Genomic DNA, 19,827 nt, shown 5'->3' with positions numbered 1-19,827 from the left:
CCAAATTAAAAATAGCGCCGGCAGATAAAATAGACACAGGAAATCAGGAGAAAAAAATGATCACAGGCGAAGTAAAAAACAAAGTCGATAAAATATGGACCGATATCTGGGCCGGCGGGATCAGCAACCCCCTCACAGTCATCGAACAGCTGACCTATTTGATGTTTATCCGGTCACTGGATGAAAAAGAACTGGAGAACGAGAGTTTTGAAAACCTCACCGGCGAAACCATGCCCAAAATCTTTCCGCAAACTGAGTCCGGCCAGAACCTGCGCTGGAGCCGCTTCAAAGAAAAAGACCCCCGGGCCATCTACGAGATCATCAGCCAGCAGGTCTTTCCCTTTATCAAAAAGATGAACGGGTCAGCCCAGACGGCCTTCTCCCGTTATATGGACGATGCCATGTTCCTGATGCCCACCCCCCAGGTGCTTCAGAAAGTCATCACCGGCCTGGACGAACTCTATGAGCAGGATCTCAGCGGCCGCGATATGCAGGGCGATCTCTACGAGTACATGCTGGGTAAGCTGGCCACCGCCGGTCAGAACGGCCAGTTCCGCACCCCTAAACAGATCCGTGATCTGATGGTGCGGCTGGTGGCACCGACCCCGGACGACCGGATCTGTGATCCTGCTTGTGGCACCGCCGGATTTTTAGTCACCAGTGCCGAGTATATCCGCGAAACCTATGAGGCCCAGATGACCGCCGATCAGTGGCAGCATTTTGACACCGATGCCTTTTCCGGCTTTGATACCGATCGCACGATGCTGCGGCTGTCGGCCATGAACCTGATGCTCCACTCCATTACCAACCCCCATATCCACTATCAGGACAGCCTCTCCAAACAGAACGAGCTGGCCAGCCGCTACGATGTGATCCTGGCCAATCCGCCCTTTACCGGCACCGTCGATGCCGAGAGCATTAACGACAATCTCAAAGCCGTCTGCAATTCCAAGAAGACCGAGCTGTTGTTTATTGCCCTGTTTTTGCGGATGCTGAAAAAAGGCGGCCGCTGTGCCTGCATCGCCCCGGACGGGGTGCTGTTCGGTTCCACCAAGGCCCACAAAACCCTGCGCGCCGAACTGGTCGAAAACCATCAGCTTCAGGCGGTTATCTCGATGCCCTCCGGTGTCTTTAAACCCTATGCCGGGGTATCCACCGCCATTCTGGTCTTCACCAAAACCGGCGCTGGGGGTACTGACAAGGTCTGGTTCTATGATATGAAGGCCGATGGCTACAGCCTCGACGACAAACGCAACCCCATTGCCGCCAACGATATCCCCGATATTATCGCCCGCTTCCATAATCTGGCCGGGGAAGTGGACCGGGCCAAAACCGAACCATCTTTCTTTGTCGACAAACAGGCCATCGTCGACAACGGCTACGACCTCTCGATCAACCGCTACAAAGAAGTGATCTACGAACAGGTGGAATACGATCCCCCCGCGGTGATTATGGCCCGGCTGGATCAACTGGCCGGGGAGATAGGGGTGAAGATGGCAGAGTTGCGGGAGATGATTAATGGGTAAGTGGGAGATGGTGAGGTTGGGGGATGTATGTGAAGTATTGGATTCTATGCGAGTCCCAGTAACTGCATCAAATCGAAAAGCTGGCATCTATCCATATTATGGGGCAAATGGTATTCAAGATTATGTGGATGAATATATTTTTGACGATGAATTAGTTCTTTTAGCTGAAGATGGCGGAAATTTCGGATCAAAAACAAGACCAATCGCTTATCGTGTTTCTGGAAAATGTTGGGTAAATAACCATGCACATGTTTTGAAACCAAAAGATATGCTAAATATTGATTATCTTTGTTATTCGATAATGTTCTATGATGTTACAAAAATTATTAGTGGAACCACAAGAGCAAAGCTTAATCAATCGGCAATGCGTAAAATGACTATTCCCCTCCCACCCCTGGAAATCCAGCAAAAAATCGCCGCCACCCTGGACACCGCCGCCGCCTTATTAAAGCTCCACCAACAGCAGTTGGCCGAGCTGGAGGCGCTGATCCAGTCCGTGTTCTATCAGATGTTCGGGGACCCGGTGCGGAATGAAAAAGGGTGGGATTGTGTTAAACTTTCAAATCTAGGTACTTTAAACAGAGGTATGTCAAAACACAGACCGCGAAATGATCCAAAACTTTTGAATGGTGAATATCCTTTGATACAAACAGGTGATGTCGCAAATGCTGACTTTGTAATTAAAGAATATAGTCAGTCGTATTCAGAACTAGGACTAAAACAGAGTAAAATGTGGTCAAAGGGTACTCTCTGCATTACAATTGCTGCTAACATTGCAAAAACCGCTATTATGGGTTTTGATGCATGCTTTCCGGATAGTGTCGTTGGGTTTAATGCAAATGAAAAAACTAATAACATTTTTATTTATTGCTGGTTTGGTTTTTTTCAAAAAATACTTGAAGAACAAGCACCGGAGTCAGCTCAGAAAAATATTAATTTACGAATATTGAATGACTTAGATGTGATTCTTCCGCCCAAAGAACTCCAAACCCAATTCGCCGCCATCGTCCAGAAAATCGACCAGCAGAAAGCCCTGGTCCAGCAATCCATCGACGAAACCCAGACCCTCTTTGACAGTCTGTTGAGTCAGTATTTTAATTGAAAACTGCCAATCTGTTTGACTATTGGTGATATTTATCACAAAAAGAGAAAGGGTTAAACAAAAAAAGAAGGGGTTGAGAAGCAAAAGAGAAAGGGTCAAAGGGCTTTAATAAGCCAAAGGAAGGGGAAGAAGGCTTTTTTTGACTTTTGGCGAAAATCCTTGATTAGATTTTTCTAATCACTGTATTACAAAAAAACAGCCCCTGATCCTTTCTCCCCTTCTCTTTTTGAAAATACAAGGTGTTGGATGCAAACTAAACAGCAAGCATAAAAATACGCTAGTGTCCCTGCGAATGCGATTCGCCCCGACAATCCAATAATTGACAGTGCAGAAAAATTGACACACCAACGTCACGGATCATCCCATAGTTCCAAAAAAGATGAAAGTTGGAACTAAAGAAATCCATAGTTCCCAAAAAAGAGAAAACTGGAACTATAAAAATCCATCGTTCCCAAAAGTACGAAGATTGAAGTCAGCGTGGATGATGATACCGTCTGATTAAGCCAGACCTATAACAAACTGCCAGTAATTATAACGAAAAGAGGAGAAGCAATGCATTTAAAAGACGTTTTCAACCAATACAGTCAGGATTACGATGCCAACCGCCGGCATTTCATCCCCTGCTATGATACCTTTTATCAGGCGGCCATTTCAGTTCTGCAATTTGATACCGAGTCGCCAAAGATTCTCGATCTCGGTGCCGGCACCGGTTTGTTATCGGCCTTTGTTCTGGCAGCCTATCCTCAGGCCCAGATTACCTTGATTGATCAGGCCGAAAATATGCTGGATCTGGCCCGGGAACGCTTTGCCGGTGTGGCGCAGATTGATTATATCGCCGCTGACTATACAACCCATCAGTTTTCTGAAAAATACGACGCCATTGTATCGGCGCTGTCGATCCACCACCTGGCCGACGAAAAGAAGCAGGGGCTTTACAAGAGCTGTTTTGCAAACCTTAAACCCCAGGGAATCTTTGTCAATGCCGATCAGGTGTTAAGTCCTGATCCCGAAATCGAAGCCCAGTTTATCCGCATCTGGCATGATTTTGTCAAAACCAGACAAATCCCGGAGGATGAACTACAGGCTTACTATCATCGCACTTCGTTTGATCAAACCGCCCCCCTGAACGAGCAAATGGTCTGGCTCCTTGCGGAAGGATTTGCCAAAGCCGATTGTATTTTCAAATATTTAAATTTTGCGGTCTTTTTTGCGGTAAAACAAGGCTGATAGGATGAGCGAATTATCCCCCAGTAATACGCATTATATCAATCAGAAGAAAACTACTATCAAAACGAGGTAACCTTATGCCATCAAATTTTGAATACCTGATCACTCAAAAAGAATACGCCCTGTTCGCCACTGCCTGCGCCGAGGCTGAGCGGGTGTTTGCCTCTTCGCCAGCGATGGCGGCGGTGGGCTGCCGCAAGGCTCTGGAGCTGGCGGTGAAGTGGGTCTATGCGGCGGATAATACCATCGAGATGCCCTATAAGGACAACCTTCAGTCGCTGATCCATGAGGCCAGCTTCCGTTATGCGGTGGTCTATGACACCTGGAAAAAGATGCCCTTTATTATCAAGCTGGGCAATCTGGCAGTGCATACCGAAAAAACCATTGCCGGCAGCGATGCCATCCTGGCCCTGCGGGGTCTGTTTGAGTTTGTCCAGTGGATCGATTACTGCTACGGGTCAGACTATCGCGAACGGCGCTTTGATGAGGCCGCCATCCCGCGCCAGAAGGTGGTGGTGGATACGGTTAAAATCCGGGAGCAGGAAAGCCTGCTGACCCAGAAAGACAGTGAAATTGAAGCCCTGCGGTTAAAAATTGCGGCGCTGTCCCCGCAGTATACCGCCGAAAAGGATCAGCATCAGGAGCAGCGAGCCTTTACCGCCGATGATCTGTCGGAGTTCAAAACCCGGAAAACCTATATTGATGTGGATTTAAAACTGTTGGGCTGGACCCTCGGCGACGACGCGCTGGAAGAGGTGCCGGTGACGGACATGACCGGTCAGGCGGGTCAGGCGGGCTATGCGGATTACGTGCTGTACGGGAAAGACGGCCTGCCGCTGGCGGTGATCGAGGCCAAGCGGACCAGTAAGGACCCCAATATCGGCCGTCAGCAGGCGCAGCTCTATGCCGACAGTCTGGAACGCCAGACCGGCCGCCGGCCGATGATGTTTACCACCAACGGTTTTGAAACCTATTTCTGGGACGATCAGAGTTCCCCCCAGCGTAAGGTCAGCAGCATTTTTGCCAAAGCCGATCTCCAGAAACTGATGAACCGCCGCCTGCAACAGCGGGATCTGAACACCGTGGTGATCAGCAACGCCATCACCGACCGCTATTATCAGAAAGAAGCGATCAAAGCGGTGTGTAATAGCATCACTCAGGGTCATCGCAAAAACCTGCTGGTAATGGCCACCGGCACCGGTAAAACCCGGACTGCCTCCAGTCTGGTGGATGTGCTGTCCCGGGGCGGCTATATCACCAACGTTTTGTTTCTGGCTGACCGGACCGCCCTGGTCAAACAGGCCCGGGACGATTTCAAAAATTATCTGCCCCATCTGTCGCTGTGCAATCTCTTGTCCAATCGCGAGGACAAAAACGCCCGAATTGTTTTTTCCACCTATCCCACCATGCTTAACGCCATCGACAGTGAAAAAAACGAGGATGGTCAGCGGTTGTTCACCCCGGCCCATTTTGACCTGATTGTCATTGATGAGAGCCACCGCAGCATTTTTAAAAAATACCGCACCATTTTCGACTATTTTGATGCCATTCTGGTAGGACTGACGGCTACTCCAAAAACCGATGTGGATCGCAACACCTATGATTTTTTTGAAATCGAAAAGGGTGTCCCTACCTATGCCTACGATTTCGAAACCGCCGTGGCCACCGATCACGTGCTGGTGCCCTACTACAATATCGAAACTGCCACCGCCTTTCTGGAAGCGGGGATCAGCTACGATCAACTTTCCGAGGCCGATAAAGCGCGCTATGAGCAGGACTTTACCGAGGATGACGGCAGCCGGCCGGATTTTATCCCGTCTCCCAAAATCAATACCTTCGTTTTTAATGAAAAAACTGTCGATACGGTGATCCAGGATCTGATGACCAACGGCATCCATGTGGCCGGCGGCGACCGGATCGGCAAGACCATTATTTTTGCCCAGAATAAACAGCACGCTGAGTTTATTCTTAAACGGTTCAACCACCTTTATCCCCATCTTAAAGGCGGCTTTGCCAAACGGATCACCTGTGAGGACAGCTATGCCCAGACGATCATTGACGATTTCAAGATCGCTGAAAAAGAACCCCACATCGCCGTGTCGGTTGACATGATGGATACCGGTATCGATGTTCCCGAATGCGTCAATCTGGTGCTGTTTAAAAAGGTCCGATCGAAAACCAAGTTCTGGCAGATGATCGGACGGGGCACCCGGCTTTGTCCGGGACTGGACTGCACCGATCTGATCGATGGCAGCTATACCGACAAGCGGCGCTTTTTTATCTTTGACTATCTGGGCAATTTTGAGTTTTTCCGGGCCCATAAGGAGGGCCTCGAGAGCCGCGAGACCGGATCTCTCAGTGAGGTCATCTTTGCCAAACGGGTGCGGCTGATCCGCCACCTGCAGGTCAGCACCTATGCTGCCAACAGCTATCAGCACTGGCGCCAGGAGCTGGTAAAAACGGTGCTGGATCAGGTCCAGAGCCTGAACCCCGAGCTGATTGCGGTCAGTTTAAGACGGCGGTTTGTCGAACAGTTCCGCCTGGCCAGCGCTTTCATCTGCCTGAGCGAGCAGGATCAGGGCGCCCTGGTCCATGAAATGGCGCCGCTGGTTTTTATGGCTGACAGCGACGAGCCGGCCAAGCGTTTTGACAACCTGATCTACGGCCTGATGCTGAGCCAGATTGAAGCTCTGCCGGCCTATCATACCGCTAAACGCCAGCTGTGCGGCCTGATGAACGAGCTGGAGCAGAAAATCACAATACCTCAGATCAAGGCCCGGCTACCGCTGATCCAGACGGTCACCACCGATGAATTTTGGACCACCGGAGATCTGCTGGCCTTTGAAAAAGTGCGGCAGGAACTCCGCGAGCTGATCAAGTTTATCATTGAAGTGGGCCAGGAAAAGTCCCCGGTGATCACCAGCCTCTACGATCCGATTATCAATCGCAACGAGGGGGTGGTGATGGAAGCGGCCTATGACTACGGCGATTATAAAATGAAGGTAAACCGCTATGTCAATGACCATCAGGATACCCTGGCAATCCAGAAACTGCGCAAAAATATCCCCCTGACCCAGACCGATTACCAGGTGCTGGAGCACATTCTCACCAAAGAACTGGGCAGCAAGGCTGATTATCAGCGCGAGTTCGGCGAAACCCCATTTGGATTGCTGGTCCGCAAGATCGCCAAACTGGAACCCCAGGCGGCGATGGCGGCCTTCTCCGACTTTATCGACGATCAGACTCTGAACCAGTCTCAAATCGTCTTCGTCCGCAAGGTCATCGACTACGTGGTCCAGAACGGCTACATCGAAAACGTCACCGAACTGATGAAACCGCCCTTTGACAAACCGCAAAGCTTCGGCAAGCTGTTCGATTTGACCAAACAGCAACGGCTGGTGGAAATTGTTAAGGCGGTTAAGGAGAATGCGGTGCGGATTGGGTGAGAAAATCTGCCAAATCAAAATCACTTACAGAAAATGAGGTAAAACATGTTCAGAAAAATGCGAAGAAACAAACAACTAATGTCTCAGGAAGATACCATCGCCGTTATGAAACGCTGCACCAATGGTGTACTGGCCTGTTTTGGGGATGACGGTTATCCTTATGCAGTACCCCTCAGTTATGTTTATTTTAACGACAAAATTTATTTTCATTCTGCTAAAGCGGGGCATAAAATCGATGCTATTTTTGAAAACCCGAAAGTATCTTTTGCGGTTATCGATGAGGATACAATTGTCAGTGCCGAGTACACCACTTATTTCCGGAGTGTCATTGCTTTTGGACAGGCGAGAATGGTGGAAGGCAACGAACTGAAAAGCGCGTTTAAAGCTTTAGTTGAAAAGTATTCCGGCGATCAGCCAGAAGCCGCCAAACAAAAAGAAATAACCGAATGCACCCGATCCTATCTGATTGCCATTGACGTCGAACACATTACCGGTAAGGAAGCGATTGAATATGTCAGAGCGAAGTAGACGATCGGTGCAGGTGTAAATGATCATCGAAAATGTCCATCATTTCCATTCATATTTCAAGAGGGAGAATTAATAATGTCATTATTTACGCAAAGAATTGAAGAATTGATTGTCGATAGCGGTGAAACGGTGCAGGCTCTGGCGGAGATCGGCAAGATTGATCGGACAACGCTGCAGCGGGTAAAATCTGGCGAGCGCCTGCCATCTAAGAAGATTTTTAGTGGCCTGTGCAAAGCGTTACGGCTGTCGGCAGCGGAAGAAGAGGAACTGAAAAATGTCCTGGAAATGGAAACCATTGGCCAACGGAACTATTATAACCGGAAAGCCATCGTCGGTCTGATCGAAACGATTGCCGAACTTACTGAGCACACCATTCCTTTTTCAAAAGAAATTGGTTTGCAAAATGGGGAAGCCTTAACGAATGCTAAAAGCGATGACATGGAAATTGTCAAAGGTCAGAATAATGTGCTGCGCTTGGTGGAAAACGCCATTGACAGCGAGCTTTTTTCCAGTGCGATGCCGCAAATCCGCCAGGTCATTCCATACGACTGGGATGCCGTCTATGATTACATTTTTCAGCAAATGATGGGCTCTAAGAAAAATCTGGTTTTACGGGATATTGTCAGTTTTCCTCAGAATTGCAGTGAAGCGGAAGCCGATCAAAGTCTGCTGGCCTTTAAAAAATTGGCGGCGCTTTCGCTGCTGGACAATGTCGATTACCAATCCCGTTTCTATTACCGATCTTCCGACGGGCACCCGGTTGATGATGGGGTATTCCCTTATTATCTGTTAACTTCCGATCGATTGATCACCCTGTCAAAGGATCTTGCCACCGCGGTGGTATATTGGGGTGCGGGGCTATATCAGGTTTATGCTGGCTATTTTTCAGAGCTCTTAGAAAATAGTGCCCCTTTTATTCAGGAAAGTCGTGATCTTTTTGAGATCTATGCCCTGGAAGACGCCCTTCCCACAAAACATATGGTGGAGCCACTGCCTTGTTTTGCCTGCTATTTCACCAATGAAATGATCGAAAAACAGATGAATCGGGATTTCCCTTATTTTGAAGAACTGATGTCTGCAGCTATTGCATATTATGATAAATTTCAAGCTGAGAGCAAAGCAATGATCAATATATTTTCTCTAAAATATTTGCGACAGTTCATGGAGAATGGGTCTTTTTATCTGCCGGAGGAGGTCGTGTTTCCTTTTTCGTTAGAACAACGGTTGAACCTGATCAAAAAACTGCATACCGATTTGGTCGTCAATGATAGAAAGAGTTTTGCCATCAACGAGGACCGGCTGTTCATGAATTCGGCAGTTGAATTTTCCAATGAAGACCCCACCCTCCGGATGATTCTCCACTATCAACGGGGTGACGAAACCATCTTTAAGCATCTGGCCATCAACGAAGTCAATATTATCAATGCCTTTGAAGAGTTCTTTAACAGCCTGCCAAGCAGCGATTATGTCCTCAGCAAAGCCGAAACCATTGCCGGGATCGAGGCTATTATCAGGGATTATGATGGGGGTGAAAGTTAATGAATATAACGATCAGAAATGAAGATGAAAAAGATTACCGTAAGGTTGAAGAAGTCACCCGGGAAGGATTTTGGAACCACTTTCAACCAGGCGCCGATGAGCACTTTCTCCTGCACAATTTGAGAAAAAGTCCTGACTTCATCAGCGAACTGGATTTTGTGATCGAGGCTGACGGCGAAATCATCGGGAATATTGTTTTCAGCAAAGCCCACGTCATTGATGCAAACGGGATCGCAAGAGAAGTCATCACCTTCGGGCCGGTGACCATCTTGCCGGATTATCAGAAGCGGGGGCTGGGCCGAAAACTGATCCGACACGCCATTCAGGCTGCCACCGATATGGGCTTCAAGGCGATTCTCATTTATGGTGATCCCCGTTTCTATGGCCGGCTGGGCTTTAGGGCGGCGGAAAGGTATGATATCACCACCGCTAATGGTTATTTTGCCATCGGCCTGATGGCTTATGAACTCCAACCCGGAGCACTTCAAAATATCAGCGGTCGATTTGAAGAATCGGCAGCCTATCAGATTGACCAATCGGGCCTGGAAGCGTTTGACAGGTCTTTTGAAAAGAAGCAAAAACGGGAAACTGATTTTCATAGAGAGTTCCAGATTTTACTAAGTTTAGTCTATAAAGCAGAGCAAGAAAAATTGCACTCAGGTAAAAGAATATTGTAAAAAAAAAGAGCGAGGATAAAATGAAGAATATTAATACAAAAAATCTGCTGCTAAGACCTTTAACTTTGGAGGACACGGCTGATGTTTTTGACTATTCTAAAAATGAAAACGTCGGGCCACGGGCAGGTTGGAAGCCCCATGAAACAATTGAAGAAACCGAGGAGATCATGAAGACTATTTTTGTGGGACAGGAAAATATCTGGGGGATTGAAAAAGACAACCGGATTATCGGTTCAATTGGATTGATTGAAGATCCCCATCGCCAGAACGATCAGGCACGGATGTTGGGCTACGCTCTGAGCGAGGATTATTGGGGGCAGGGCATTATGACAGAAGCTGCTAGAGCCGTACTGGCGTATGGTTTTGACACCTTGGGTCTCAGTCTGATTTCGGTCGTGCATTATCCGTCGAATCTGGGATCCCAGCGGGTTATAGAAAAATGCGGTTTTCATTATGAAGGGACAATCCGACGGGCAGAAAAGATCTATACCGGTGAAGTTCGGGATGTCAAAGCTTATTCCATCTTTAGGGAAGAATTCCGGTGAAGAAAAGTACAATAACTAGAGTCCGGGAAATCGTTCCAGAATGTTGATTTGTGAGTGAAAGTGAGAAAAAATGGGAGCAGATGAAAACTACCAATTCAGTGCCAAGGCCTACGATATACTGGATCGGACCTATTTTAGAAAGGCGGCCACCAGCCCCCGCACTGCCGTCATTTCCGTGTTAGGTGATGAACCATTAAAAGTTCTGGACATGTGTACCGGCACCGGGACCAATGCCTTTGCCATTGCCGCGGCCAGAAGAAATGCCGAAGTGATCGGGATTGACATTTCAGCGGCCATGCTGCAAAAAGCGGCAGCTAAATTGGAACAGGAGAAGATATCAAACGTCAAGCTACTTCATATGGATGCGGCCAACCTGCAGTTTTCAAACGAGAAATTTGATGTGGTGCTGATATCGCTGGTGTTACATGAGATCAGCCCGGACCTGGCGGGCAAGCTACTTGGGGAGGCCCGAAGAGTTTTGAAAACCGCCGGAAAACTGATTGTCGTGGAGTGGGAAGAACCAGTCAGTCGATTCAAAAGGATTCCGTTTTATCTCGTCAAAAAAACGGAACCAGCTGGATTTGAGGACTTTTTAAACTTTGAGATGGATCAGTATTTTTTCCAGTTTGGTTTTGAAATGATGCAAACAATTCATTGTGATTATAGCAAAGTCATGGTGTTGAGCAAGAATGATCATATCTAAAAAGATAAACTTCGTTCCAATATTAGCATATAAAATTCATCAATATTTGCTGATCAATTGGGTATGTTATACTATATAAAAAAAGGAGGTCGTTAAAATGGTAGAAAAAATTTTCAAACTGTCCCGAGGCGATGACAAGGCGGTGGAAAAAGTAATATTTGACGAAAACGTTCATTATCTGCATATGGTTTTCAATAAAGAGGAAGGATTGCCTGAGCATTTTTCCAATTCCAACGTTTATATGACAGTTATCCGCGGAACGCTGTCGATTGGACTTGACGATCAGGAAATTCATCAGTATGAAGCCGGAACACTGCTTAAAATTCCGTTTAAAACTAAAATGAATGTCAAGAATCTGCACCCCGAGACCTTAGAACTGATTGTTGTGAAAGCACCAGCTCCAGTCAATTGAGAAAATTACAGAAAGAGGAAAGGCGATGAAAGTTGGATTAATCAGATGTATGCAAACTGAAGATATGTGTCCGGCAACGACGTGTTTCAAGGTTATGGATACAAAGAAATTGGCATTTGAAGGGGTTGTGGAAGATATTGAAATCATCGGTGTCAACACCTGCGGTGGCTGCCCCGGCAAAAAAGCAGTAACCCGGGCAGCGGAGATGGTTAAGCGTGGCGCCGATACGATCGTTTTGGCCTCATGTATCACCCGTGGAAATCCCATCGGGTTTCCCTGTCCCCATGCGGAACAGATGAAAACAGCGATTAAGAAAAAGGTCGGCGAGTCGATCAAGATTATTGATTACACTCATTAAGTAAAATGAAAGACTATATTATTCGGGAAATTAAACCAACCGAAATACCGTCGCTCGCTGATTTTCTATACGAAGCTATCTTTCAGCCGGACGAACAAAAACGGCTGCCACGGGATGTGATCGAACAGCCGGAACTGCAGGTCTACGTCGAGAACTTCGGTGGATCGGATGACCATTGTCTGGTTGCCGAGTGCGACGACAAAATTGTTGGCGCCGTGTGGACCCGAATCATAGCCGGAAAGGTCCGGGGATTTGGAAATGTGGATGACAAAACACCGGAATTCGCCATCTCTCTTTATCCGGAATACCGTAACAGTGGCATCGGTACCACACTCATGAAACGGATGCTGCAACATTTGACAGCAAAGGGCTACCGACAGGCGTCGTTAGCTGTTCAGAAAGACAATTATGCCTTGAGAATGTATCAGGCGGTTGGTTTTGTTGTGATTGATGAACTGGATCAGGAATACCTGATGATCTGTCAATTAGAAGGAGCGAACAGCGATGATCAATGACAATGAAAACCAGGCTGATTTAGCCCAGATTCTGGCTACCCGTCATGACAACGGCGCCGATTTCTGGGCGACAGCCGACGGACGCCTGGGGATTGAAAAACCGATCAGTACCCTGACCGCACTGATGATTATCAGCGAACTTGCGGTGCCCCGAGATCATGAAGCCCTGCAAGGGGCGGCGGAACTGGTTCTGGGGGCCATTAGAGACGATGGCCGGGTGCGGATTGCCCCGAAAGGCGCAATCTATCCCTGTCACACCGCCCACGCGGTGACCGGTCTGTGCCGAAATGGCTATGCCAGCCACCCCCAGGTTCAGCTTGCCTTGGACTATCTGCTTGCTGACCGTTACGATGATGGCGGTTGGCGCTGTAACAAATTTATCTACGGGCACGGTCCCGAAACCGATGCGTCAAATCCCAATGTGACCCTGCTGGCGCTGGACGCCTTTCGTCTGGCCGGCTTTCATGCGGGAAGCAATAGAATCTCAGATCTTGACCGGGCGGTTGAAACCCTGCTTGATCACTGGACCGTAAAAATGCCGGTGGGGCCCTGTCACTACGGCATCGGCAGCTTATTTATGCAGGTGGAGTACCCATTTTTGCGATACAACCTGTTTTATTATGTTTATGTGCTGTCACACTACGAAAAAGCCCGGAAAGACAAGCGCTTTAACGAAGCTCTGATCGCATTACAGCAGAAGCTGGACGATCAGGGTCGCATGATTGTCGAGCGCCCCAATCGCAAACTCAGTAAGCTGGCGATCTGCCAAAAAGGTAAACCATCAGCAGCCGCCACTGCACGCTATTTGGAGATTATCCGGAATATGGATCGAGATTAAACCTGAATCAGATGAACACCAGAAAAACACTTTACCCATGATAATCAAATTGGGTAAAGTGTTTTCATTATGTTGATTTGAATTTTTTACCAGACCGGATAGCATTTAGATCTTAGTATAAAGCTGGTTTATCCCAAAGGTTAAGATCAACTCCGATATTATTCTTGCGGGCATAGTCATAAACTTCTTTGCCCCAGGCCACATCTTCCACCGGCATCCCGCCGACTGAGTAGAGGATAATCTGGTCATCGCTTTCACGGCCGGGAACCTTGCCATTTAAGATGGCACCTAAATCATGAATATCGGTTTTTTCCAGCTTGCCATCATGGATCATATCCATAAATTTGGAACCGAGGATATAGACGATATTATAGGTTGGGTAGGGGTATTCTTCCGCCCAGGCTTCATAAAGGGAAATATTGTCGACCACCAGCTTGGTTTTATCGCTTTGGATAAATTCATCGGTAAAATCTGCGGCGCCGGGGAGACAGAACAGGGCCCCGGGCTTGATCCACTCGGCATCAACAAAGGGATAGGCCGAAGGACCGGCGCCCATTGGGGTCGAGGTGGCGAAGCTTAAAATATCCGAGCCACGAACACATTCTTCCAGGGTTTCGCAGACAATAATCTCGGTAAACTGGGGACACTTTTCCGTGACGTATTCAATGCATCGGTCGATGGAGGCCTGGCCCCGACCTTTTATTTTTAGGGTCGTCAGGGTTGGTCGCAGGGCGGCAAAGGTTTCGATGGCGGTGGAGTTGATGACCCCCGGGCCGACGATGCCCAGAACTTTGGCGTCTTTAAGGGCCAGGTTTTTGACGCCGACGCCGGGAACCGCAGCAGTCCGGTAGGCACTGAGCAGGTTGGCTGACATCAAGGCTAACGGTGCGCTGGTGTCTTTGTCGTTTAACATCATCATCAGGATTGAACGGGGCAGGTTTTTATGACGGTTTTCAACATTGGAACCATACCATTTCATCCCGGCGACATCAAACTTGCCACCCACATAGGCGGGCATCGCCATGAACCGGCGATCCGGACCATTCTTGGGCATATTGGGGAATTCCGGTTCTTCCGGAAAGGTAATCATACTGCCGTGGGAATTGCCGTTTTCGCCACCCATCCGGTAGTCGCCCTTATCCAAAAGCTTTAGTAGTTCTTCCATACAATCAGTACAGCCGACAACATCGCCGACTCCGGCCTTAATCATATCAGCCTCATTTAAATACAATAAATCAATTCCTGGTAATGCCATAATAAACCTCCAATAGTTTTTATTTGAATTTGTAAAATAAACAGGGTAATCATTTTTATATGTTTTAAATCCGTAGGGGGGCTCCCTTGGTCAGGGATTTACGGTAATTTCCGGGGGAGATTCCCGTAAATTGTTTAAATTCCTTAAGCAGGTGGGACTGATCAAAATACCCCATGTCCGCCGCAATGGTTGAAATATGCTGATCTTTCCCCAGCGCCAGCAACACATTCTGGAAACGGATGATTTTCGAGAAGGTCTTTGGCGGCAAGCCAATTTCCCGATTAAAAAGCTGGTTGATATAGCGGGGACTATAGCCGACTTTCTGGCTTAATTCATTAACATTTATAATCCCGACGACCTTGGTGATCTCATCGACCATGCGATAACTGAAAGGGCGAACGCCGGGGCTGTAATAGTTTTGATAGTCGGGAATATAAGCATCGAGAAACAACTCGATCTGTTCTTTAAAATCGTTACTGCGGGTGATTCCTTCCATCATGGCCTGATCCTCGCAGATTTCCGGGAGCGGTACTGAGCTTTCAGTCAGGCTGCCAATCGGATAGCCCTTAGGTAAAAAGGCTTTACCGGGCAGAAAGCGGATGCCAAAAATAGTATCGTTGAGATGAAAAACCGAAGCATACTCAATCGAGTGCATTTTCAGAACGGCGCCATAGCAGGTTGCATCCAGATGATCCTGGCCGCAGCGAAAGACGATGTCGACGGTGCCATCAGGAACGATGGTGGCGGTTTCTAACATTTCCTGGGTAACCTGGAAGCGATAAAAGTGCGAGATGCCGTAAGCTCGATAGTCAAAGGATTCATAACCCTGGGAATGCTGAACCATCAAGGGTTGTTTAGGGATGATGATGCTTTCCTTTTCTTGTGGGGATGATGCATAAGAGCCATACTGTTGCATTAGATCAATCATAGCTAAAACCTGAAGCGTGCGCTTTCCTTTCTGAACAAACTCAATAAAGAGGGGGAACAACCGACATAAAAAAAACAAGGACGCCGAAATTTCGATTTCGACATCCTTGTCTGTATGGTTGCTGGTTCTCTGCTTATTATGTATACAATATACCATATTTGAGAATGAAAGAATAGTAAAAATCGGTACTAATTTACAACCGCATTCATATTAAAGAAAATTCTAATTAGTGCATTAGGATTAACGCGTTGTTACTGTTTGGGCTTAAAGCGGTCGTAGCGGAGGGCTGATAAATCGATGGTGGTGTGACCGTCGGCAATCATTTCGGCGAGATTGTAGCCCACCGCCGGGGCAATTCCAAAGCCGTGGCCGGAAAAAGCACAGGCGATATACAAGCCGGGAACTTCTGCCACCGGGCTGATCACCGGAACATGATCAGCACAATCATCCAGCCAGCCGGCCCAGGCCCGGACGATCTTGGCGTTGGCCAGCGCGGGGAAGTATTTGATAATCCCGCGGCAGGTGCAGGAGGCGCCGATACTGCTGGAAATAGGGCTGCCATTGTCTTTGTTGAGGTGTTCAAAACCGGAGGACCCGCCAAAAACAAAGGAACCATGCTTGGACTGATGGCCGTAAAAATCGGCATCGGCGGTACCCAGCATCTGTAAGAACATCGGCGGTTCGGCTTCGGTAACCAGACATTCCATTTTCATCGGCATCATTGGCACATCAATGCCAACCGTTGCTAAAATTTTGCGACTGTCAAAACCGGCCGCCACCAGCACCTTGTCGGCTTCATAGATAGCATCCGGGGTAACAACCTGGCGGATCACGCCTTTGATTTTGCGCAGTTCGAAGCAGGGCGCTTCGGTAATAAAGCGGACCCCCAATTCCCGGGCTTTTTTATAGTATCCCAGGGTCGCGGTCAGCGGATTGGCATGACCATCGGTGGGACACCAGCTGGCACAGGTGACTTCTTCTGAAAGATAGGGGTTGATGGCCCGAATTTCATCGCCATTGATCATTCGGACATCCAACCCGCAGGATACGGCCTTGTCGGTTAAGCCCTGGAGAATTTTCTGATGGGTTTCCGTTTTTCCCAGCCGCAGGTTACCTTTTTGGGTATATTCCACATCCACGCCTAATTCTTCGGACAGTCCCGGCCAGAGATTTTTAATGCCCCACATCGCCAGCGGTAATTCCCGGGTGTCCCGACCGGACTGGCGCACGCCGCCACCATTACGTGACGAACCGCCAATACCAATGTCCTTGCTGGCTTCCAGCACGGTTACCGATACGCCCTTTTTAGCCAGGTAGTAGGCAGTGGCATTACCGATGATGCCACCGCCGATAATGATCACATCATTATATTTAGACATATGTTTAGACATGGGTCACCTCTTCATTTCCTAATACTTTCATTTCCACTGGCCGCATTGGTGAACGACTGGTGGCCGGGTCCAACTGATCAGGAATCACGTTTAGTTCCCGGGCAATCAGGTTCTTAACCAGTTTGCCACAGGTTTGGCCCTGACAAAGCCCCATCCCAGCCCGCAGGTAACGCCGGATTTCATTGACGGTAAACATCCCGTCATGAATCGCCTGGCGAATTTCGCCTTTGGTAATTTCTTCGCAGCGGCAGATGATCATGGTGTCGTCGTTCTGGGAAACGAAGGGACCGATATTTTGTGAACGATCATTAATAGATTTCATTGTCGTATCTCCTTTTCCTTATTGTCCTGCCGCATTGGTTTCGGGCTTATAAAATCGGGCCGTCATGGCTTGCTCTACCGGTACTTTGATGGTGACCAGGGTGGTGTGGTCAAAGGCCTTGGCACTGCGGACATCGATGATTTCGGCGTTGCCCAGAGGTTGACCGCTGCGGCTCAGGGCTTGTCCCAGTTCACCCTTTTGGGGCAGGGGTAAGAATTCATAGGGCAGGGTAATGCTGGCGTAGCCCGGCTCATAGTCTTCATCGACCAGAAAGATGGCCTGGCCGGAACAGGCAGCAATGCACATGCCGCAGCCGGTGCAGCTGTTGGCGGCATCAATCCGGGGCAGGGCAGTGATGGTTTTGCCAATTTTTATGCAACCCCTGGTACAGGCATCCTGACAGGGATTGCAGGGAATATTCTGGGTGCATTCGATGACTGGATGGATGCCGGATTTTTTATCAGTTTTATCAGATCGATTAATAAAGCGCTCAATGTCGGCATCATCCAGGTAGCCTTTTTTCAGCAGACTCTGGGAAACTGCAATCCCCTCATCGGTTTTGGTGATGGTTTTGCCCTTGCTGCCGGGGGCGAACATGCCCTGGTGCAGGCTGTCGAGTGCGACTTCCAGGTCAGCCAGGCGGTTATCTTTGTCCTGCTCACTGAGAAAGCCCAAATAAGCGGCCGCCGCCAAACCGGACATCCGCCCCCCAATCATGGCTGAACTGGCTTCTTCGATGCCGGCGACATCCCCAGCGGCAAAGAGGCCGGGAATCGAGGTTTCGCCATTTTCATCAACAAGTGGCACCTGACCGCCGCGCCGGGGATCATCGACCATATTGCAGCCAACCATTTTTAGCAGCTGCGACATTGGCGAGAGACCGACGGCCAGACAGATGGTATCCACATCAAAATGCTTCTCGGTACCGGGGATCGGGGCGAAGTGCTCATCGACCTGGGCAATTTCCACCCCGGTGACGCAATCACTACCCTCGGCTTTGGTAATGGTATGGGAGAGATAGAAAGGGACCCCGCAGCGGGCGATTTTAGCGGCATGAACGCCATAGCCGCCGATCTTAGGAGCGGCATCCACCAGGGCGACGACTTCACAGCCGGCCTGCATCAGCTGGAAGCTGACCACCAGACCGACATTGCCGCTGCCCAGCATCAGCACCTTTTGGCCAGGCTTAATGCCGTAAAGATTCATCATCGTCTGGGCGGCACCGGCGCCGATCACGCCGGGCAGCGTCCAGCCGGCAAAGGTGACCATGTTTTCTGCTGCGCCAGTGGCAATGATGATGGTGTCTGCTTTGAAATGCACCATGGCACCGCCGATCTCCACCAGAACCTCTTTATCCAGATAAATCCCGGCTACGGTGGCATTGAGAAATACCTCAACCCCCGCTTCATCGGCTTCGGCCAGTAGCGTTTCACCGATTTTGTAACCGCGGATTTTGGCCTGGTGTTCCTTGGAACCGAAAAATTTATGAATCTGCTTGAATAATTGCCCGCCGGGTTTGGCATTTTCATCAAAAACGGCAACGCGCATCCCGCAGCGGGCGGCTTCAATGGCAGCGGAAAGACCGGAAGGACCGGCGCCGACTACGATTAGATCATAACGTTTCATTCACTTACCTCCAATGGGGTGACCCCATCCTGGGTCTGAATCCTCATCCCTGCAACCAAAGGAGTGATACAGGTGCGGATATTGGGAACACCATCGACAATCATGACGCAGTCGGTGCAGCGGCCGATGGCACAGAAGATACCCCGGGGCTCATGGGCCTTTTGGGTATAGCGGTGGATCATCACGCCAGCGGCTTTAAGGGCTACTGCAATGGGTTCACCAGCGTAGCCTTCCATCGGCTGGCCATCCATGAAAAAGGTCACCTTTGGGCTGGTTTCGGTTGGGCCGAGAATGGGATGTTCGCTGATCCGGTTCATTATTCACACCCGCTTTCGTCAGCAATGATAATCGCCGTCATTTCTATCTCACACAGTTGCGAGGGGCGGTTGAGTTCCGTTGTTCCCACCGCCGTGAACAGCGGCCGGAATTCTTTAAAAATCTCCGTGTAAGCCCGGCCAATTTCGCCACAATCGGACATCCGGGTGGCATAACACATAACTTTGACCACATCAGCTGGGGTAGCTCCAGCTTTTTCTAAGAGTTTGACGTGTTTTTCAAAAATGTACTTGGCCTGTGCGTAAGGATCGCCTTCGCCGTAAACACTGCCGTCCGGCTGAACTGAGGTGGTGCCGCCGATCATAATCAGATTGCCGATTTTCACCATCCGGGAATAGCCTACTTTTTCTTCAAGGGGGGCTCCTGATGAATAATTAATTCTTGACATATTGGTAACATCCTTTCCTAATAAAATTGCACAGTCTCGCTGTGATTCATTCGTAAAAATGACAAAGACGCCGAAAGTTGCTTTCGACGTCTTTGTCTCGATTTTTCTTTGGTTGCTCTGTTAAGGTTAAACATAATATAGCACAGTGAATGGGACAGAAATAGT

The 19,827-nt window shown here is 48.8% G+C and carries 20 protein-coding genes; 13 read left to right on the top strand and 7 right to left on the bottom strand.

What is annotated here, in order from left to right:
• The first annotated feature begins 56 nt into the window (after positions 1–56).
• The 13 genes from ABGU93_RS15445 to ABGU93_RS15385 all read left to right on the top strand — a co-directional run bounded on the left by ABGU93_RS15445 (position 57) and on the right by ABGU93_RS15385 (position 13,416).
• Positions 57–1,526 (top strand): class I SAM-dependent DNA methyltransferase, encoded by a 1,470-nt coding sequence (locus tag ABGU93_RS15445; RefSeq protein WP_347414290.1) that lies wholly within the window; start codon positions 57–59, stop codon positions 1,524–1,526.
• Complete coding sequence (locus tag ABGU93_RS15440; protein ID WP_347414289.1) at positions 1,519–2,628, top strand: restriction endonuclease subunit S; 1,110 nt, start codon at positions 1,519–1,521, stop codon at positions 2,626–2,628. Before ABGU93_RS15445 ends, ABGU93_RS15440 begins: the two co-directional genes overlap by 8 nt.
• A 552-nt stretch (positions 2,629–3,180) precedes the next feature.
• The gene (locus ABGU93_RS15435) at positions 3,181–3,855 is read left to right on the top strand and encodes a class I SAM-dependent methyltransferase (RefSeq protein ID WP_347414288.1); all 675 of its coding nucleotides are present in this window, start codon (positions 3,181–3,183) and stop codon (positions 3,853–3,855) included.
• A gap of 77 nt (positions 3,856–3,932) precedes the next feature.
• Positions 3,933–7,301, top strand: a complete 3,369-nt coding sequence (locus ABGU93_RS15430; RefSeq protein WP_347414287.1) for a DEAD/DEAH box helicase family protein — start codon at positions 3,933–3,935, stop codon at positions 7,299–7,301.
• 45 nt (positions 7,302–7,346) lie between these two features.
• The gene (locus ABGU93_RS15425) at positions 7,347–7,829 is read left to right on the top strand and encodes a pyridoxamine 5'-phosphate oxidase family protein (RefSeq protein ID WP_347414286.1); all 483 of its coding nucleotides are present in this window, start codon (positions 7,347–7,349) and stop codon (positions 7,827–7,829) included.
• 75 nt (positions 7,830–7,904) lie between these two features.
• On the top strand, positions 7,905–9,368 hold the full coding sequence (locus ABGU93_RS15420) for a helix-turn-helix transcriptional regulator (protein WP_347414285.1): 1,464 nt from the start codon (positions 7,905–7,907) through the stop codon (positions 9,366–9,368).
• Complete coding sequence (locus tag ABGU93_RS15415) at positions 9,368–10,045, top strand: N-acetyltransferase (RefSeq protein WP_347414284.1); 678 nt, start codon at positions 9,368–9,370, stop codon at positions 10,043–10,045. Before ABGU93_RS15420 ends, ABGU93_RS15415 begins: the two co-directional genes overlap by 1 nt.
• 20 nt (positions 10,046–10,065) lie before the next feature.
• Positions 10,066–10,590: a GNAT family protein gene (locus ABGU93_RS15410; protein WP_347414283.1), complete on the top strand. Its 525-nt coding sequence runs from the start codon at positions 10,066–10,068 to the stop codon at positions 10,588–10,590.
• Between the two features lie 70 nt (positions 10,591–10,660).
• Positions 10,661–11,293 carry a class I SAM-dependent methyltransferase gene (locus tag ABGU93_RS15405; protein WP_347414282.1) on the top strand — a complete coding sequence of 211 codons (633 nt, stop codon included), beginning with the start codon at positions 10,661–10,663 and terminating at the stop codon, positions 11,291–11,293.
• 97 nt (positions 11,294–11,390) lie between these two features.
• The gene (locus tag ABGU93_RS15400; protein WP_347414281.1) at positions 11,391–11,705 is read left to right on the top strand and encodes a cupin domain-containing protein; all 315 of its coding nucleotides are present in this window, start codon (positions 11,391–11,393) and stop codon (positions 11,703–11,705) included.
• 25 nt (positions 11,706–11,730) lie between these two features.
• A complete protein-coding gene (locus ABGU93_RS15395; protein ID WP_347414280.1) occupies positions 11,731–12,063 on the top strand; it encodes a CGGC domain-containing protein in 333 nt (110 codons plus the stop codon).
• A 5-nt stretch (positions 12,064–12,068) separates the two neighbouring features.
• Complete coding sequence (locus ABGU93_RS15390; protein WP_347414279.1) at positions 12,069–12,578, top strand: GNAT family N-acetyltransferase; 510 nt, start codon at positions 12,069–12,071, stop codon at positions 12,576–12,578.
• Positions 12,568–13,416 (top strand): prenyltransferase, encoded by an 849-nt coding sequence (locus ABGU93_RS15385; protein WP_347414278.1) that lies wholly within the window; start codon positions 12,568–12,570, stop codon positions 13,414–13,416. The genes ABGU93_RS15390 and ABGU93_RS15385 overlap by 11 nt, the downstream gene beginning before the upstream one ends.
• A gap of 112 nt (positions 13,417–13,528) precedes the next feature.
• Here ABGU93_RS15385 and ABGU93_RS15380 read toward each other — a convergent pair whose 3' ends face one another.
• The 7 genes from ABGU93_RS15380 to ABGU93_RS15350 all read right to left on the bottom strand — a co-directional run bounded on the left by ABGU93_RS15380 (position 13,529) and on the right by ABGU93_RS15350 (position 19,662).
• Positions 13,529–14,671, bottom strand: coding sequence for a tyramine oxidase subunit B (locus tag ABGU93_RS15380; RefSeq protein WP_347414277.1), 1,143 nt, complete (start codon positions 14,669–14,671; stop codon positions 13,529–13,531).
• A 64-nt stretch (positions 14,672–14,735) separates the two neighbouring features.
• The gene (locus ABGU93_RS15375) at positions 14,736–15,599 is read right to left on the bottom strand and encodes a helix-turn-helix domain-containing protein (RefSeq protein ID WP_347414276.1); all 864 of its coding nucleotides are present in this window, start codon (positions 15,597–15,599) and stop codon (positions 14,736–14,738) included.
• A 251-nt stretch (positions 15,600–15,850) separates the two neighbouring features.
• Positions 15,851–16,978 carry an FAD-binding oxidoreductase gene (locus ABGU93_RS15370; protein ID WP_347414386.1) on the bottom strand — a complete coding sequence of 376 codons (1,128 nt, stop codon included), beginning with the start codon at positions 16,976–16,978 and terminating at the stop codon, positions 15,851–15,853.
• Positions 16,979–16,982: 4 nt separating this feature from the next.
• Positions 16,983–17,312, bottom strand: coding sequence for a (2Fe-2S)-binding protein (locus ABGU93_RS15365; protein WP_347414275.1), 330 nt, complete (start codon positions 17,310–17,312; stop codon positions 16,983–16,985).
• Positions 17,313–17,330: 18 nt separating this feature from the next.
• On the bottom strand, positions 17,331–18,938 hold the full coding sequence (locus tag ABGU93_RS15360) for an FAD-dependent oxidoreductase (RefSeq protein ID WP_347414274.1): 1,608 nt from the start codon (positions 18,936–18,938) through the stop codon (positions 17,331–17,333).
• Positions 18,935–19,255 carry a (2Fe-2S)-binding protein gene (locus ABGU93_RS15355; RefSeq protein ID WP_347414273.1) on the bottom strand — a complete coding sequence of 107 codons (321 nt, stop codon included), beginning with the start codon at positions 19,253–19,255 and terminating at the stop codon, positions 18,935–18,937. The genes ABGU93_RS15360 and ABGU93_RS15355 overlap by 4 nt, the downstream gene beginning before the upstream one ends.
• Entirely contained in the window at positions 19,255–19,662 is a 408-nt protein-coding gene (locus tag ABGU93_RS15350) for a Rid family hydrolase (RefSeq protein WP_347414272.1), read from the bottom strand. Before ABGU93_RS15350 ends, ABGU93_RS15355 begins: the two co-directional genes overlap by 1 nt.
• Positions 19,663–19,827 lie beyond the last annotated feature (165 nt).

The sequence above is a fragment of the Acetobacterium sp. genome, assembly GCF_039830195.1.
Classification (GTDB): domain Bacteria; phylum Bacillota; class Clostridia; order Eubacteriales; family Eubacteriaceae; genus Acetobacterium.
Note: the sequence above shows the minus strand (reverse complement) of the source record. Positions and strands in the feature narration are given on the sequence as shown.

Coding starts and splice junctions, on each gene's coding strand:
- ABGU93_RS15445 (WP_347414290.1), top strand. CDS start 57: ATGATCACAGGCGAAGTAAAAAACAAAGTCGATAAAATATGGACCGAT.
- ABGU93_RS15440 (WP_347414289.1), top strand. CDS start 1,519: ATGGGTAAGTGGGAGATGGTGAGGTTGGGGGATGTATGTGAAGTATTG.
- ABGU93_RS15435 (WP_347414288.1), top strand. CDS start 3,181: ATGCATTTAAAAGACGTTTTCAACCAATACAGTCAGGATTACGATGCC.
- ABGU93_RS15430 (WP_347414287.1), top strand. CDS start 3,933: ATGCCATCAAATTTTGAATACCTGATCACTCAAAAAGAATACGCCCTG.
- ABGU93_RS15425 (WP_347414286.1), top strand. CDS start 7,347: ATGTTCAGAAAAATGCGAAGAAACAAACAACTAATGTCTCAGGAAGAT.
- ABGU93_RS15420 (WP_347414285.1), top strand. CDS start 7,905: ATGTCATTATTTACGCAAAGAATTGAAGAATTGATTGTCGATAGCGGT.
- ABGU93_RS15415 (WP_347414284.1), top strand. CDS start 9,368: ATGAATATAACGATCAGAAATGAAGATGAAAAAGATTACCGTAAGGTT.
- ABGU93_RS15410 (WP_347414283.1), top strand. CDS start 10,066: ATGAAGAATATTAATACAAAAAATCTGCTGCTAAGACCTTTAACTTTG.
- ABGU93_RS15405 (WP_347414282.1), top strand. CDS start 10,661: ATGGGAGCAGATGAAAACTACCAATTCAGTGCCAAGGCCTACGATATA.
- ABGU93_RS15400 (WP_347414281.1), top strand. CDS start 11,391: ATGGTAGAAAAAATTTTCAAACTGTCCCGAGGCGATGACAAGGCGGTG.
- ABGU93_RS15395 (WP_347414280.1), top strand. CDS start 11,731: ATGAAAGTTGGATTAATCAGATGTATGCAAACTGAAGATATGTGTCCG.
- ABGU93_RS15390 (WP_347414279.1), top strand. CDS start 12,069: ATGAAAGACTATATTATTCGGGAAATTAAACCAACCGAAATACCGTCG.
- ABGU93_RS15385 (WP_347414278.1), top strand. CDS start 12,568: ATGATCAATGACAATGAAAACCAGGCTGATTTAGCCCAGATTCTGGCT.
- ABGU93_RS15380 (WP_347414277.1), bottom strand. CDS start 14,671: ATGGCATTACCAGGAATTGATTTATTGTATTTAAATGAGGCTGATATG.
- ABGU93_RS15375 (WP_347414276.1), bottom strand. CDS start 15,599: ATGATTGATCTAATGCAACAGTATGGCTCTTATGCATCATCCCCACAA.
- ABGU93_RS15370 (WP_347414386.1), bottom strand. CDS start 16,978: ATGTCTAAATATAATGATGTGATCATTATCGGCGGTGGCATCATCGGT.
- ABGU93_RS15365 (WP_347414275.1), bottom strand. CDS start 17,312: ATGAAATCTATTAATGATCGTTCACAAAATATCGGTCCCTTCGTTTCC.
- ABGU93_RS15360 (WP_347414274.1), bottom strand. CDS start 18,938: ATGAAACGTTATGATCTAATCGTAGTCGGCGCCGGTCCTTCCGGTCTT.
- ABGU93_RS15355 (WP_347414273.1), bottom strand. CDS start 19,255: ATGAACCGGATCAGCGAACATCCCATTCTCGGCCCAACCGAAACCAGC.
- ABGU93_RS15350 (WP_347414272.1), bottom strand. CDS start 19,662: ATGTCAAGAATTAATTATTCATCAGGAGCCCCCCTTGAAGAAAAAGTA.